The 14,382-nt window shown below is 71.8% G+C and carries 15 protein-coding genes; 12 read left to right on the forward strand and 3 right to left on the reverse strand.

Annotated features, from left to right (window positions below):
• The first annotated feature begins 8 nt into the window (after positions 1–8).
• The 12 genes from DEJ24_RS02665 to DEJ24_RS02720 all read left to right on the forward strand — a co-directional run bounded on the left by DEJ24_RS02665 (position 9) and on the right by DEJ24_RS02720 (position 11,792).
• Positions 9–767 carry a 3'-5' exonuclease gene (locus DEJ24_RS02665; RefSeq protein ID WP_375334684.1) on the forward strand — a complete coding sequence of 253 codons (759 nt, stop codon included), beginning with the start codon at positions 9–11 and terminating at the stop codon, positions 765–767.
• Positions 768–858: 91 nt separating this feature from the next.
• Positions 859–1,989 carry a DUF475 domain-containing protein gene (locus DEJ24_RS02670; RefSeq protein WP_110902256.1) on the forward strand — a complete coding sequence of 377 codons (1,131 nt, stop codon included), beginning with the start codon at positions 859–861 and terminating at the stop codon, positions 1,987–1,989.
• A 40-nt stretch (positions 1,990–2,029) separates the two neighbouring features.
• Positions 2,030–2,617 carry a TerD family protein gene (locus DEJ24_RS02675; RefSeq protein WP_110902255.1) on the forward strand — a complete coding sequence of 196 codons (588 nt, stop codon included), beginning with the start codon at positions 2,030–2,032 and terminating at the stop codon, positions 2,615–2,617.
• Between the two features lie 29 nt (positions 2,618–2,646).
• The gene (locus DEJ24_RS02680; RefSeq protein ID WP_110902254.1) at positions 2,647–3,228 is read left to right on the forward strand and encodes a TerD family protein; all 582 of its coding nucleotides are present in this window, start codon (positions 2,647–2,649) and stop codon (positions 3,226–3,228) included.
• Positions 3,229–3,271: 43 nt separating this feature from the next.
• On the forward strand, positions 3,272–3,850 hold the full coding sequence (locus tag DEJ24_RS02685; RefSeq protein ID WP_110902253.1) for a TerD family protein: 579 nt from the start codon (positions 3,272–3,274) through the stop codon (positions 3,848–3,850).
• A gap of 65 nt (positions 3,851–3,915) precedes the next feature.
• Positions 3,916–5,136: a toxic anion resistance protein gene (locus DEJ24_RS02690; protein WP_110902252.1), complete on the forward strand. Its 1,221-nt coding sequence runs from the start codon at positions 3,916–3,918 to the stop codon at positions 5,134–5,136.
• An 18-nt stretch (positions 5,137–5,154) separates the two neighbouring features.
• Positions 5,155–5,727 (forward strand): hypothetical protein, encoded by a 573-nt coding sequence (locus DEJ24_RS02695; protein ID WP_111077183.1) that lies wholly within the window; start codon positions 5,155–5,157, stop codon positions 5,725–5,727.
• The gene (locus tag DEJ24_RS02700) at positions 5,724–6,284 is read left to right on the forward strand and encodes a TerD family protein (RefSeq protein ID WP_111077184.1); all 561 of its coding nucleotides are present in this window, start codon (positions 5,724–5,726) and stop codon (positions 6,282–6,284) included. Before DEJ24_RS02695 ends, DEJ24_RS02700 begins: the two co-directional genes overlap by 4 nt.
• Entirely contained in the window at positions 6,281–7,144 is an 864-nt protein-coding gene (locus tag DEJ24_RS16735; RefSeq protein WP_111077185.1) for a hypothetical protein, read from the forward strand. The genes DEJ24_RS02700 and DEJ24_RS16735 overlap by 4 nt, the downstream gene beginning before the upstream one ends.
• A 3-nt stretch (positions 7,145–7,147) precedes the next feature.
• Positions 7,148–8,314, forward strand: coding sequence for an HpcH/HpaI aldolase/citrate lyase family protein (locus DEJ24_RS02710; RefSeq protein WP_111077186.1), 1,167 nt, complete (start codon positions 7,148–7,150; stop codon positions 8,312–8,314).
• Positions 8,311–10,980: a phosphoribosyltransferase gene (locus tag DEJ24_RS02715; protein ID WP_258374698.1), complete on the forward strand. Its 2,670-nt coding sequence runs from the start codon at positions 8,311–8,313 to the stop codon at positions 10,978–10,980. The genes DEJ24_RS02710 and DEJ24_RS02715 overlap by 4 nt, the downstream gene beginning before the upstream one ends.
• Positions 10,977–11,792 (forward strand): HAD family hydrolase, encoded by an 816-nt coding sequence (locus DEJ24_RS02720; protein WP_111077187.1) that lies wholly within the window; start codon positions 10,977–10,979, stop codon positions 11,790–11,792. Before DEJ24_RS02715 ends, DEJ24_RS02720 begins: the two co-directional genes overlap by 4 nt.
• A gap of 70 nt (positions 11,793–11,862) precedes the next feature.
• On the opposite strand, the gene DEJ24_RS02725 is transcribed toward DEJ24_RS02720, so the two are convergent.
• From DEJ24_RS02725 to glgA, 3 genes are all read right to left on the reverse strand, one after another.
• Positions 11,863–12,111 (reverse strand): type B 50S ribosomal protein L31, encoded by a 249-nt coding sequence (locus tag DEJ24_RS02725; RefSeq protein ID WP_071275272.1) that lies wholly within the window; start codon positions 12,109–12,111, stop codon positions 11,863–11,865.
• A 139-nt stretch (positions 12,112–12,250) separates the two neighbouring features.
• Positions 12,251–13,033, reverse strand: coding sequence for an ABC transporter ATP-binding protein (locus tag DEJ24_RS02730; RefSeq protein WP_110902246.1), 783 nt, complete (start codon positions 13,031–13,033; stop codon positions 12,251–12,253).
• Between the two features lie 138 nt (positions 13,034–13,171).
• Positions 13,172–14,368 (reverse strand): glycogen synthase, encoded by a 1,197-nt coding sequence (gene glgA, locus DEJ24_RS02735; protein WP_110902245.1) that lies wholly within the window; start codon positions 14,366–14,368, stop codon positions 13,172–13,174.
• Positions 14,369–14,382: the final 14 nt, after the last annotated feature.

Consider the following 14,382-nt stretch of genomic DNA (forward strand, 5'->3'; position numbering starts at 1 on the left):
CTGACCGCGTGACCTCCCCCGCTGCCGCGCTCGACCCGGCGACCCGGCCCCCGCAGGACCTGACCACCCGACCGTGGTGGCACGCGCTCGGGGTGTTCGACCTCGAGACGACCGGGATCGACGTCGAGACCGCGCGGATCGTCAGCGCACACGTCGGCCTCATCGACATGACCGGCCGCTCCATCGTCGAGGGCAGCTGGCTCGCCGACCCCGGCGTCGAGATCCCCGAGCAGGCCGCGGCGGTGCACGGCATCACGACCGAACGCGCCCGTGCCGACGGACGCCCGGCCGGCGAGGTCGTGGCCGAGATCGTCGCCGCGGTCGAGGCCGTGTTCGCCCGCGGCATCCCGCTGGTGATCTACAACGCCCCCTACGACCTGACGCTGCTCGACCGGGAGGCCAAGCGCCACGGGATCGCCTCCCCCGTGATCGGCAACGTGGTCGACCCGTTGGTGATGGACAAGGCGCTCGACACCTACCGGAAGGGCAAGCGGACGCTCGAGGTGGCGTCGCAGCTCTACGGCGTGCAGCTCGACGACGCGCACGACGCAGGTGCCGACGCGATCGCCGCCGGTCGGGTCGCGCAGGCGATCGCCGCCAAGTACCCCGACGAACTCGGCATCAGTGCCGAAGAACTGCACCGCAAGCAGGTGACGTGGTGCTCCGAGCAGGCTGCGTCGTTCCAGGACTACATGCGGGGCAAGCGCGACCCCTCGTTCACCGCCGACGGCCGCTGGCCCCGACGGCACTCGGCCCCGAGCATGTAGCATTCCGAGAGGGGGAGGGCCGGATCGCGCCGTCCCCTCGACGACCGCACTGCAGGCACCGCCTGCACCGCTCAAGGGGAGATCCGCGCACGTGTTCCTGAAGACCTTCGGGTGGTCCCTGGCCATCACCGTGCTCGCACTGGCCATCGCGCTGGTCTACGGCGGATGGAGCGCGGTCATCATCACCGCGATCCTCGGCGTGCTCGAGATCAGCCTCAGCTTCGACAACGCGGTCGTCAACGCCCGCATCCTCGAGCGGATGAACCCGTTCTGGCAGAAGATGTTCCTGACGGTGGGCATCGTCATCGCCGTCTTCGGCATGCGCGTGCTCTTCCCGCTGCTCATCGTCGGCGTCACGGCGTCGCTGAACCCGGTCGAGGCCGTGCAGCTCGCGCTCGAGAAGGGGCCGATCGACGAGCCCGGCACGTACGCGTACCTGCTCCACGAAGCGCACCCGCAGATCGCGGCCTTCGGCGGCATGTTCCTGCTGATGATCTTCCTGGACTTCATGTTCGAGGAGCGCGACATCCTCTGGCTGCGCTGGCTCGAGCGCCCGTTGCTCTTCATCGGCAAGCTCCCGATGGTCAACGTCATCGTCGCCCTCGTGCTGCTGGCCGTCGCGGGCACCACCGCCGGCGAGCACCAGTCGACGGTCCTCATCGCGGGCATCGCCGGCCTCGTCACGTACTTCCTGGTCACCGGACTCGGCGGGCTGTTCGACGTCGACGACCCGGAGGACGACGGCAACTCGTTCGAGAGCACCGGCGAGATGGTCGCCGAGGCGAACCGCATCAGCAACAAGCGCCGCGTCGGCAACGTCGCCGGCAAGGCCGCGTTCCTGCTGTTCCTCTACCTCGAGGTCATCGACGCGTCGTTCTCGTTCGACGGGGTCATCGGCGCCTTCGCGATCACCGCCGACCCGATCATCATCGCGCTCGGTCTCGGCCTGATCGGTGCCCTGTTCGTGCGTTCTCTCACCGTCTTCCTGGTCCGACAGGGCACGCTGGACGAGTTCGAGTACCTCGACCACGGGGCGCACTGGGCGATCGGTGCTCTCGCGGCGATCCTGCTCGTCACGATCACCACCGAGGTGAACGAGGTCGTCACCGGCCTCATCGGCGTCGTCTTCATCCTCGCCGCGTTCATCTCCTCGGTGGTCCGCAACAAGCGCAAGGCCGGCGACCACGAGCCGGCAGACGACCACGCAGCCGTCGCCTCCTGACGGTCGCGACGACTGCACCACCGACGAAGGGTTCACCGCAATGGGTCTCAGCCTCCAGAAGGGCCAGGCGCTCTCGCTCACGAAGACCGACGGCAGCGCACTGACGCGCGTCCGTCTCGGTCTCGGGTGGGACGCCGTGGCGACGAAGCGCGGCCTGTTCGGCGGCAAGAAGTCCGCGGACGTCGACCTCGACGCCTCGGCGGTCTTCTTCGGCGCCGACGGCCAGCCCGTCGACTACGTCTGGTTCAACCAGCTCCGCAGCAAGGACGGCTCGGCGCAGCACACCGGTGACAACCTCACCGGTGAGGGCGACGGCGACGACGAGGTCATCCGCATCGACCTCAGCGCGGTGCACGGCGCCGTGCAGCAGATCGTCTTCGTCATCAGCAGCTACAGCCGGCAGACGTTCGACAACGTGCAGAACGCGTTCTGCCGGGTGGTCGACGACTCGACCGCCGGTGCGCCCGAGGTCGCCCGCTACCAGCTGACCGACTCCGGCCAGCACACCGCGATGGTGATGGCGAAGGTGTCCCGCACCGGAGCAGGATGGACCTTCACGGCGATCGGCGAACGTGCCGACGGCCGGACGGTGCAGGACCTCGTCGGTCCCGCGGCCGCCGCGCTCTGACGGCACCCCACCAGACGGAAGGACGACCGATGGCGACCCTCTCGCTCTCGAAGGGCAACAACCTCTCCCTGACCAAGACCGACCCGGGGCTGCGACGCGCCATGATCGGCCTCGGCTGGGATCCGCGGACGACGGCCGGCGAGCAGTTCGACCTCGACGCCTCGGCCTTGCTGGTCGGTGCGAACGGCAAGGTCCGCTCGAACGACGACTTCATCTTCTACAACCAGCTGCAGTCCGTCGACGGTTCGGTCGTCCACCAGGGTGACAACCGCACCGGCGAGGGTGACGGCGACGACGAGCAGATCCTCATCGACCTCGACCTCGTCTCCGCCGACGTCGCCCGGGTGGTCATCGTCGTCACCATCGACCAGGCCGACGCCCGCCACCAGAACTTCGGGCAGGTGCGTGGCGCCTTCTGCCGGGTCGTCAACGACGAGACCGGCAACGAGGTCGTCCGCTTCGACCTCACCGAGGACGCCGCGTCGGAGACCGGCATGATCTTCGCCGAGATCTACCGGTACGACGGCGAGTGGAAGTTCCGCGCGGTCGGCCAGGGCTACGCGACCGGCCTCCGCGGCGTCGCGACCGACTACGGCGTCGTCCTCGACTGACGGTCAGACGACCTCCCTCCCCCACAACCGAAAGGACCCGATCATGGCCGGACTCTCCCTCAGCAAGGGCGGCAACCTCTCCCTCACGAAGACGAGCCCCGGGCTCACCGTGGCAACCGTCGGCCTCGGCTGGGACCCGCGCACCACGGCCGGCGAGGCGTTCGACCTCGACGCGTCGGCGCTCCTGGTCGGTCCCGACGGCAAGGTGCGCTCGGACGCCGACTTCATCTTCTACAACCAGCCCAAGAGCGCCGACGGATCCGTCGAGCACAAGGGCGACAACCGCACCGGTCAGGGCGACGGTGACGACGAGCAGATCGCCATCGACCTGCAGAGCCTGCCGGCCGACGTGGACCGTGTCGTCGTCGTGGTCTCGATCGACCAGGGCGAGGCTCGTCGGCAGAACTTCGGCCAGGTCCGCAGCGCGTACTCCCGTGTGCTCGACCAGGACGGCGCCGAGATCGTCCGGTTCGACCTCTCCGAGGACGCCGCACCCGAGACCGCGATGATCTTCTCGGAGATCTACCGCAGCGGCGCCGAGTGGAAGTTCCGCGCGGTCGGCCAGGGCTACCAGTCCGGTCTCGCCGGCGTCGCGACGGACTTCGGCGTCAACCTCAGCTGACCCAGCGCAAGACCAGCAGCACCCAGCAGCACCCAGCAGTTCCACCTCGTCACAGGAGACCACCGATGCCCGGACCGCTCGCTCCGCCGGAGCCCACCGACCCGTCGCAGGACGCCCTCGTCCTGCGTGCTGCCGACGCTGCCGAGGTCGTCACCCCGGACGACGCTCCGGGCATGGTGCCGGTGGACGCGGACCGGCAGGCGCAGATCGCGGCCCAGGCGCGGGAGTTCGTCGATGAGGTCGCCCGACTCGACCCGCGGTCCCCCGCGTTCACCGAGAAGGTGGACGGCATCAACGCGATCGCCGGATCCGAGATCGCACGGTCCGGCGGGTTCTCCTCGCGCATGCTCGAGCGCTCCCAGTCGTCGGTCGCCGGCGCCAAGCGGACCGGGGACGGCACGCAGGTCAAGGTCGCCACCACGCTCGGCGACCTGCGGTCCACGGTCGAGGACCTGACGCCCAACGCGGCCGACCTCAGCACCGGCCGGAAGATCCTCGGCATGATCCCGGGCGGCAACAAGCTGGCGAAGTACTTCCAGCGCTACGAGTCCGCGCAGACCCAGCTCGACCACATCATCAAGTCCCTGATGGCCGGGCAGGACGAGCTCCGCAAGGACAACGCGACGCTCGCCGACGAGAAGGTCCAGCTGTGGGAGACCATGCAGCAGCTGAGCGAGTACGCGGTGTTCGCGAAGGCCCTGGACGCGGCGACGGTCACCAAGATCGAGAGCCTGCGGAACGGTGGCCGCGTCGACGAAGCGCAGAAGCTCGAGTCCGACGTGCTGTTCCCGGTGCGGCAGCGCCACCAGGACATCCTGACCCAGCTGGCCGTGTCGGTGCAGGGCTACCTGGCGATGGACCTGGTCCGGAAGAACAACACGGAGCTCATCAAGGGTGTGGAGCGCGCCCGCACCACGACGATCGCGGCGCTCCGGACGGCCGTCGTCGTGGCCCAGGCCCTGGCGAACCAGAAGATGGTCCTCGACCAGATCGACGCGGTGAACAACACCACGAACGCGATGATCCTGCAGACCAGCGAGATGCTGCGTGACCAGACCACGCGGATCCACGAGCAGGCGACGAACTCCGGTGTCAGCGTCGAGACCCTGCAGAAGGCGTTCGACAACGTGTTCCAGACGATGGACGCGATCGACTCGTTCCGCTCGCAGGCGGCGCAGAACATGTCCTCCACCGTGTCGGCGCTCGAGTCCGGCATCCAGCGCGCCAAGCCGTACCTGGAGCGCGCCCGCCAGACCGACGACGACCCCCGATCGGTCACGCGATGACCCCTGCGGTCGGCTGCCGTGCGTGATCGCCTGCGCGCGCTGTTCGGCCGCGACGACGACGACCAGGACCGGCGGGTGCCCGACCCGGACGCCGAGACGCCGTCGTCGGCCGCAGCTGCTGCAGCGGCCCGCATCGACGTCCGCGGTTCAGGTGGCGCGGCCGACGACGCTGCAGCCGCGGCCGGGCTCGACGACCTCCGGACCATCGTGCGCGCGGCCGGAGCCGATCTGCCGACCGTCGTTTCCTCGCGCGTCCGACACGTCGAGGACCTCCTCCGGGAGGCCGCCGGCACCGTCATCGCGCGTGGCGCCTCGACCGAGCAGCGGTACCTCTTCCAGGCCATCGTGAACGACTACCTGCCCACGCCCGTCCGGACGTACCGCTCGCTGCCCGCGGCGGACCGCACGCCGGTGAGCGCCGCCACGGCGACCCTCGCCGGCCAACTCGACGTCGTCGCGGAGACGGTGGAGGACATGCACGAACAGATCAGGAGCGGTGCCATCGCCGAACTCTCCTCGCACGGCCGGTTCCTGCGGGACCGACTGGGCGACGGCGACGAGGGCCTGCGCCTCCGCGGAGCCAACTCGTGACCGGGCAGCTCGTCCCGGGAGCGAACGCTGCGCTGACCGCCGAGAACCCCGGCCTCACCGCGGTCGTCGTCGGCATCCACTGGGACCAGATCGCCAGCCGCGGGCCCTCGGCCGAGCTCGTCCCGGTGGCGATCGTCTGCGGCCCGGACGGGCACGTCCTCTCCGACGAGGACCTCGTCTTCTTCAACCAGATCGAGAGCGCCGACGCGTCCGTCCGGTACCTGGCCGAGTCCGACCAGGAGGAGATCGACGTCGACTTCGCCTCGGTCCCGGATGCCGTCGACAAGATCGTCTTCGCGGTCTACCTCGACCCTGACCCGCGGTCCCCGAAGGACCTCGGCTCGGTCCGGTCGATGTCGGTCCGCGTCTGCGCGCCCGACGGTCGCGAACTCGTCGCGTTCCCGCTGCCGTCGGAGCGGAACCACCTGATCGACGCGGTGATCCTCGGCGAGCTCTACCGCCACCGGTCGGAGTGGAAGTTCCGCGCTGTCGGCCAGGGGTACACGACGGGTCTGACCGGCCTCCGCACCGACCACGGCATCGGCCGCGCGCGATGACGACGGGGCACCCGTTCCTCCGCCGTCGCGTCCGCCCGACCCCGCCCGGCCAGGAGGCCCGCCCGACCGCCGCCACGTCCGGCACCGCCACCACGTCGGGCACCACCGCCACGCCCGGCGTGCCGCTCCGCCGCCCGACCCCGCCCGCCGGACCGCCCCTGGCGTCGGCACCGGCCGCGCCCGCCAGCTCCGGCGGCGGGCTGAGCCTGTCCTCCGGGCGGCAGCCCGCACCGTCGGCGGTCCGGACGTCGGCGCAGCGCAGCTCGACCGCACCGTCGGCCTCCGCGGCCGCCGCCGGCGCGACCCCGCCCCGTTCCGACCGTGTCGCACGTCGACTGCGGGAACGGACCTCCCGGATCCGACCGTTCCCCGCTCCGGACCCCCGCGACGTCCGCGTGCTCGGACCCGAGGACCCGGTGGTCCGCATCGACCGTCGCCGCTCTGCCGTCGGAGCACTCCGGATCACCGGTTCGACGAGTGCTGCGTGGGAGTCGGTGGACCACGTCGTCGGCGCTGCGACCGCGGACGGCGCGACGGCCGGACGCGCCGTGTCCACGCGCGGCAACCGCCCCCTGGTCGGCTACGACGGCTCCGACGTCCTGATCGCCCTCCGCCACGTCCGCGAACTGCGGCGGGCACTCGTGATGGGTCGCGGACCGGACCGGCTCGTCGTCGCCCTGCACGACGGCACCACCCTCGCGATCGCCCCCGGAGACCCGGACACCACCACGATCCTGGCGCTCTCCGTCATCGACGGTGAACTCGAGCTCCGCGCCGAGCCGTTCCCCAGGGCCACCCACGACGGCGACGTGTTCGCCGCGTTCGGGTTCGTCCTGTCCGCCCCGACCGTCGGAGTCTGATCCGTGCGCCACTTCGCCAACATCGCCGATCAGGAACCGCTCTTCCTCCGACCACCCGAGGACGTGACGCGGGACAGCCCGCAGGACCTCCGCGCGGTGGCACTCGGGGCGACCCTGTACACGCCGGGGATCCGGCCGGACCTGGTGCGTGACGTCCGACGGCAGACGGAGCTCGGCGCGGGGTCGATCGTCCTCTGCCTGGAGGACTCGGTCGCCGACGACGACCTCCCCACGGCCGAGGCGAACGTCGAGGCCGCGCTGCGGACCCTCGCTGAGGAGCTCGACACGGCGACGCTGCCGCAGCTGTTCCTCCGGGTCCGGACGCCGGAGCACTTCGCACGGCTGCTCGACCGCTTCGGCAGTCGGGCGCTCGACGTCCTGGCCGGGATCGTGCTGCCGAAGTTCGAGGACCCCGACGGTGCCGGCGCCGCGTGGTTCGAGGTCCTCGACGCCGCGAACGAGGGTCGGGCACCCGGCCGCCGTCTGCTCGTGATGCCGATCCTCGAGTCCCCCGCGATCATGCACCGTGAGTCGCGCACCGAGGCCCTGGCCGACGTCCACGACCTGCTGCTCGAACGACGGGACGACGTCCTGGCGGTGCGCATCGGGGCGACGGACCTGTCGAGCGTGTACGGCCTCCGGCGTCCCTCGCACCTGACCGTGTACGACGTGCAGGTGTTGGCGTCCGTGATCGGCGACGTGGTCAACGTCCTCGGTCGGGCGCGGGACGGCTTCGTGGTCGCCGGGCCGGTGTGGGAGCACTACCCCGACTCCGACCGGGTGTTCCGCACGCAGTTGCGCACCACGCCGTTCCAGGAGGCCGGGGACCTCAGACTCCGTCGGCAGCTGCTCCTGGAGGGCTTCGACGGGCTCCTCCGCGAGGTCACCCTCGACCGCGCGAACGGCCTGACCGGCAAGACCGTCATCCACCCGCGCCACGTTCCCCTCGTCCACGCGATGTCGGTGGTCAGCGACGAGGAGTTCTCCGACGCGTCCGACGTGCTCGCGAACGCCACGGGTGGGGTGGCCGCCTCCCGCTACGGCAACAAGATGAACGAGATGAAACCGCACCACGCCTGGGCGGAGCGGACCATGCTCCGCGCCCGGGCGTTCGGTGTGGCCACCCCGGACGTGACCTACGTCGACCTGCTCGAGCGGAGCCTCCCGTGACCACGACCACCTCGACGACCGCGACGCCGGACGCCGCCCTGCCGAGCCCGGAGGAGCTCGGCGTGGTCCTGACCGACGCGCCGATCGTGCCCACCGCACCCGGCGTGCCGCTGGCGTCGCTCGTCCGGCTCGCACTCCGTCGGAACCCCCGACGGGCGCACCTGCTCGTCTCCACCGTGCTCGCGAAGCACGTCCCGACCGTGCCCGCGGTCGCGCTCCTCGCCGGTGAGGCGCTCGGCGCCCGGGTCGCCGACGTCCTGGACGGCGGTGCGCGGCTCGACGCCGGAGCCGCCGCGCGCCTCCGGGCCGTGCTCGACCGCCAGCAGGCGACCGACGCTGCGGGCGACGGGTCCGACGCCCTGCACCGAGCCGCGACGACGCTCCGCACCGACCTGGCCGCGGTCCGGCCGACCCTCCCCGACGTCCTCGTCCTCGGGTTCGCCGAGACCGCGACCGCCCTCGGCGCGACGGTCGCCGAGTCCCTCGGCGCCGGGTACCTGCACTCGACGCGCCACGACCCGCCCGGGGCGACGCCGGCCGCCGGCTTCGACGAGGCGCACTCGCACGCCACGGCGCACCGCCTGCTGCCCGCGGAGGACGACTGGCTGCCCGCCGACGGCACCGTGGTCCTGGTCGACGACGAGCTGAGCACCGGAGCGACGGCCCGCGCCACGATCCGCGCCCTGCACGCCGTCGCACCGCAGCGACAGTGGGTCGTCGCCGCGCTCGTCGACCTCCGCTCCGACGAGGACGTCGCCGCCACCGACGCCCTCGCGACCGAGCTCGGCGCGCCCGTCGCGGTCGTCGCCCTCGGACGCGGCCGCGTCTCCCTCCCGGACGGTCTCACCGTCACGGCAGCGGAGCTCGTCGCCTCGGGTGCGGCGCCCCTCACCACGACGACGCCGGACAGCACGACGGCGCTCGACAGCGGACCGACCGCGGACGGGAGGCCCGCACCAGGCCCGGCACGCGCCTCCCGTCCCGACGCGGTCACCGTCGTCGCCGCCCCGCCGACCGCCGTCGACCGCACCGGGACGCCCGCCGCACGCGTCCGCACCCCGCGGACCGACGTCGAGGGCATCGCGGCCGACCTCGCCCGGGTCCTGACCGACACGTCCGGCCGGGTGCCGGACCGGGTCCTGGTCCTCGGGACCGAGGAGCACATGGCGACGCCGCTCGCCGTCGCGGACGCACTCCGCCGTCGGACGACGGCGGACGTCCGGTCCTCGACGAGCACCCGCTCCCCCGTCGCGGTGTTCGACGCCCCGGCCTGGCCGATCCGGTCCGGCATCCGGCACCGGTCCCACGACGTCACGGTCGACGGTCCCGGCGAGCGGTACGCGTACAACGTGCACGGCTTCGACGCGGTCGTCGTCGTCCCCGAGCCGGGGACCGGACGATCGTCGCTCGAGGGTCCCGACGGCCTGCTCGACGTCCTGGCCACCGTGACGCCCCGGGTGCTGCTCGTGGACAGCGCCCTCGAACCCGCCGGTGCTGCCGCGTCCTCGCCCCGTCCGCTCACCGGGCCGTCCTTCGGGTCGTACGAGCCGGACGAGGTGACCTGGCTGCTGCAGGACCTCGCCGACGCCGCCCTCGAGGCCGACACCGCCGACCGGGAACGCGCCATCCAGCTCGAGGGCGCCAACTACGCGGAGTCGCTGCCCGTCGAGTACGTGCCGTCGGAGTCCTACGAGGAGCTGTACCGGGAGGCCCTCACGCGGTCGGCGGAGCGGATCGCGGAGGCGGTCGGGATCGTCACGGACCTGGTCCTCCTCGACCGGCCGGACGCGGTGCTCGTCTCGCTCGCGCGCGCCGGGACGCCCGTCGGGATCCTGATGCGCCGGTGGGCCGAGCAGCAGCGCGGTGTCCGGCTGCAGCACTACACGGCGAGCATCGTCCGCGGGGTCGGCATCGACGAGACGGCCCTCCGCTGGCTCGCCGCGCACCACGACGCGTCCCAGGTCGTCTTCGTCGACGGGTGGACGGGCAAGGGCGCCATCACGCGCGAGCTGACCGACGCGCTTGACCGGTTCGCGGCCTCCGACGGCGTGCGCTTCGGCGACGGACTCGCGGTCCTCGCCGACCCGGCCGGCTGCACCCCGCTGCACGGCACCCGCGACGACTACCTGGTGCCGTCGGCCTGCCTCAACTCCACCGTGTCCGGGCTGGTGTCCCGCACCGTGTTCAACCGTGCCTGGACCCCGGAGGGCACGCTGCACGGTGCGAAGCAGTACCGGGAGCTCGGTCCCCGCGATCACTCCCGCTCGTTCGTCGCCACCATCGCCGACCGGTTCAGCGCCGTCCGTCCCCGAGTCGACGCCGCCGTGGCAGCCGACGCCGGACCGGCGTCACGGGCCGTCGACTGGCGTGGCATGCGGACCGTCGAGGCGATCGGTGCCGAGTACGGCATCACCGACCTGCACCTGGTCAAGCCGGGGGTCGGCGAGACCACCCGGGTGCTGCTCCGCCGCGTGCCGTGGCAGGTCCTGGTGCGCGACCCGGAGGACGTCGACGTCGCGCACGTCGTCGCGCTGGCCCGTGAGCGCAGCGTGCCCGTCGTGACCCGCCCCGAGCTGTCCTACAGCTGCGTGGGGCTCATCCACCCGCTCGGCAGTCGCGTGTCGGACACCGGGACCGCTGCCGGCACCACCGGGAGCGTCGCGTGAGCGCGCTCGTCGGGTTCGACCTCGACCGCACCGTCGTCTACTCCGCCGCCGCGCTCATGCTCGACGGCCCCGACGAGGACGCACCCTCGCTCGTCGTCACCGAGGTGTACCAGGGCCTGCCGCTGTCGTTCATGACCCGCACGGCGGAGCGTGCACTCGCGGCGCTGGCGGAGACGTCCGTCGTCGTCCCGGTGACCACCCGCACGGTCGCACAGTTCCAGCGGATCCGTCTGCCGCTGCCGACGTCCGGCTGGGCCGTCACGACGAACGGCGCGGTCGTGCTGCACGACGGCACACCGGACGAGTCCTGGACCGCCACGCTCCGCGAGGAGATCGCGGCGACGTCGGCACCGCTCCCCGAGGTCGAGCACCGCCTGGCCGCGGCGCTGCCCGAGGGTGCCGTCCTCCGCACGCGGCGCGCCGAGGACCTCTTCGTGTACGCCATCGTCGAGCGGGCCGAGTTGCCCGATGCCGCCGTGGAGGCCTTCGCGGCCGAACTCACCGACCTCGGGTGGCGGGTGTCCGTGCAGGGGCGGAAGCTCTACGCGGTCCCGGTGCCGATCCGGAAGGAACGGGCCCTGGCGGCCGTCGCCGAGCGCACCGGAGCGACCCGCACGATCGCCGCGGGCGACTCGCTGCTCGACCGGGAGATGCTGGCCTGGGCGGACGTCGCGATCCGCCCGGCCCACGGCGAGCTGAACGCGGTGGGGTGGACGGCACCGAACCTCGTCGTCACGCAGGCGCGCGGGGTCATGGCCGGTGAGGAGCTCATCGGGCTCGCAGCCGCCGCCACGGTGCAGACGACGACCTGACCGGACGCAAAACGGGCGGCCCTCCCGCAGGAGGACCGCCCGTTCGAACTCCCAGAGGGAGCAGAGCTGCTTACTTGCTGAAGCCCTTGAAGCGCTGGTTGAACTTCTCGACGCGGCCGGCCGAGTCGAGGATGCGCTGCTTGCCCGTGTAGAACGGGTGCGAGGCGGACGAGATCTCGACGTCGATGACCGGGTAGGTCGCACCGTCGAGCTCGATGGTCTTGTCGCTGTTCGCGGTCGAACGCGTCAGGAACGTCTCACCGGAAGCCAGGTCGCGGAAGACGATGGCGCGGTACTCGGGGTGGGTTTCGGTCTTCATGGGGATTCCTCGGTGGATCGCGATGACGGAAGATGGGAAGTCGTGTGGCCTACGCCAGCGGACCACGTTACCAGACCACGGCCCTGATCGGGAGCGTCCGGAGCCGTGTCGCGGCCGGCCGGAGTCGGGCCCCGGCGGATCAGACGGCGCGGGCGGTCCAGCGTCCGGCGTCCTGGGACACCGTGAGCTCGACACCGAACGCCGCGGAGAGCGTCTCCGCGGTCAGTACCTCGGCGATCGGACCGGCGGACTGCACGTGGCCGTCGGCGAGGACGAGCGCGTGGGTGAAGCCAGCCGGGATCTCCTCGACGTGGTGGGTGACGATGACGATCGCCGGCGAGTCCTGGCTCTGCGCGTAGCCGCCGAGCGTCCGCACCAGACTCTCGCGGGCGCCCAGGTCGAGCGACGCTGCCGGCTCGTCGAGGAACAGCACCTCGGGGTCGGTCATCACCGCACGGGCGATCTGGACCCGCTTCTGCTCGCCGTCGCTGAGCTCCCCGAAGCTGCGCTCGGTGAAGGCGCCGAGGCCCCACTCCTCGAGCACGCGCTGGGCACGGCGGACGTCGAGCTCCTCGTACTCCTCGTTCCACCGGCCGGTGACCGAGTACGCGGCCGTCAGGACCACGTCGATGACCTTCTCGGTCATCGGGATGCGACGCGCCAGGGCGGTCGACGCGAAGCCGATCCGGGGGCGGAGTTCGAACAGGTCGGCGCCGCCGAGTCCGGTCCCGAGGACCTCGACGTCGCCGGAGGTCGGGAAGGTCTGCGCACCCGCGACCTGCAGCAGCGTGGTCTTGCCGGCACCGTTCGCGCCGAGCACCACCCAGCGCTCGTCGTCCTGCACCTCCCACGAGATCCCGTCGAGGATGGTGGACCCGTCACGGACCACGGAGACGTCTGACAAGCGCACGACCGAGGGCATGCCGCCAGCCTAGACGAGCGCGGTCGGCTCCCCCGTCAGCGCCGCGCGCCCGGCTGTCCAGGGGTGACGGACGGGAGGCCCGGTGCCGGTCTCGGGGACCGGCACCGGGCCTCCAGGCCGTCAGTCGACGAGACGCGGTCAGCGCCCGGCGAGCACCTCGTCGTACACGGCGCGGGTCTTCGTGGCGATGGCGCCCCAGGTGAACTCGCTCTCGACGCGGAGCCGGCCGGCGCGGCCCATCAGCTTGGCGAGCCCGAGGTCGTCGAGCACCTCGTTGAGGGTCGCGGCGAGGTCGGCGACGTACCGGTCCGGGTCCGTGGGGGTACCCGTGCCGTCGGTCGCCTGGTCGATCGGGACGATGCGCCCGGTGAGGCCGTCGGCGACGACCTCGGGGATCCCGCCGGTCTTCGTGCCGACGACCGGGATCCCGCAGGCCATGGCCTCGAGGTTCACGATGCCGAGCGGCTCGTAGATCGACGGGCAGACGAACACGGTCGCGCTCGACAGGACGTGCACGATCTCGCGGTGCTCGAGCATCCGGTCGATCCAGATCACGCCGTTCCGACGGGTCCGGAGGTCCTCGACCAGCCCCGTGACCTCGGCGAGGATCTCGGGTGTGTCGGGCGCGCCGGCGCACAGCACGACCTGGACGTCCTCGGGCAGCGACGCCACCGCGCGGAGCAGGTAGGGCAGGCCCTTCTGGCGGGTGATGCGACCGACGAAGACCACGCTGGGGCGGTCCGGGTCGATGCCGAGCGCGCGGACCGCGTCGTCGTCGCGGTCGGGAGCCCAGTCGTCGATGTCGATGCCGTTGTAGACGACCTTCACGCGGGACGGGTCGATCGACGGGTACGAGCGGAGGATGTCCGCACGCATCGCCTTCGACACCGCGACGACACCGTCCGCGTTCGTGAACGCCTCGCGTTCCATCCAGCTGGACAGGCGGTACCCGCCGCCGAGCTGCTCGGCCTTCCACGGACGGAGCGGCTCGAGGCTGTGTGCCGTGACGACGTGCGGGATGCCGTGCGTCAGCTGCGCCAGGCGCCCGGCCGAGTTCGCGTACCAGGTGTGCGAGTGCACGAGGTCGGCACCCTCGACGTCGGCCGCGATCTGCACGTCGGTGCCGAGCGCCTGCAGCGCGCCGTTGGCCTGTTCGAGGCCCGCCGGGGTGCGGTAGGCCCACACGCCCTGTTCGTCACGGAACCCGCCGAACGCCCGGACGCGCACGTCGGTGTCGGTCCCCGACCGCAGCGCCGCGGTCAGCTGGGCAACATGGACTCCGGCACCGCCGTAGACCTCCGGCGGATACTCCCTGGTCAGTAGATCGACTCGCACGGGTTCAAGGTAAC

Origin of the sequence: Curtobacterium sp. MCPF17_001 (assembly GCF_003234615.1) — a bacterium.
Taxonomy (GTDB): Bacteria; Actinomycetota; Actinomycetes; order Actinomycetales; family Microbacteriaceae; genus Curtobacterium.

Bases quoted from the DNA above. Each gene is read 5' to 3' on its own strand.
- DEJ24_RS02675 (WP_110902255.1), top strand. From the start codon at position 2,030: ATGGGTCTCAGCCTCCAGAAGGGCCAGGCGCTCTCGCTCACGAAGACC.
- DEJ24_RS02680 (WP_110902254.1), top strand. From the start codon at position 2,647: ATGGCGACCCTCTCGCTCTCGAAGGGCAACAACCTCTCCCTGACCAAG.
- DEJ24_RS02685 (WP_110902253.1), top strand. From the start codon at position 3,272: ATGGCCGGACTCTCCCTCAGCAAGGGCGGCAACCTCTCCCTCACGAAG.
- DEJ24_RS02690 (WP_110902252.1), top strand. From the start codon at position 3,916: ATGCCCGGACCGCTCGCTCCGCCGGAGCCCACCGACCCGTCGCAGGAC.
- DEJ24_RS16735 (WP_111077185.1), top strand. From the start codon at position 6,281: ATGACGACGGGGCACCCGTTCCTCCGCCGTCGCGTCCGCCCGACCCCG.
- DEJ24_RS02725 (WP_071275272.1), bottom strand. From the start codon at position 12,111: ATGAAGACCGAAACCCACCCCGAGTACCGCGCCATCGTCTTCCGCGAC.
- DEJ24_RS02730 (WP_110902246.1), bottom strand. From the start codon at position 13,033: ATGCCCTCGGTCGTGCGCTTGTCAGACGTCTCCGTGGTCCGTGACGGG.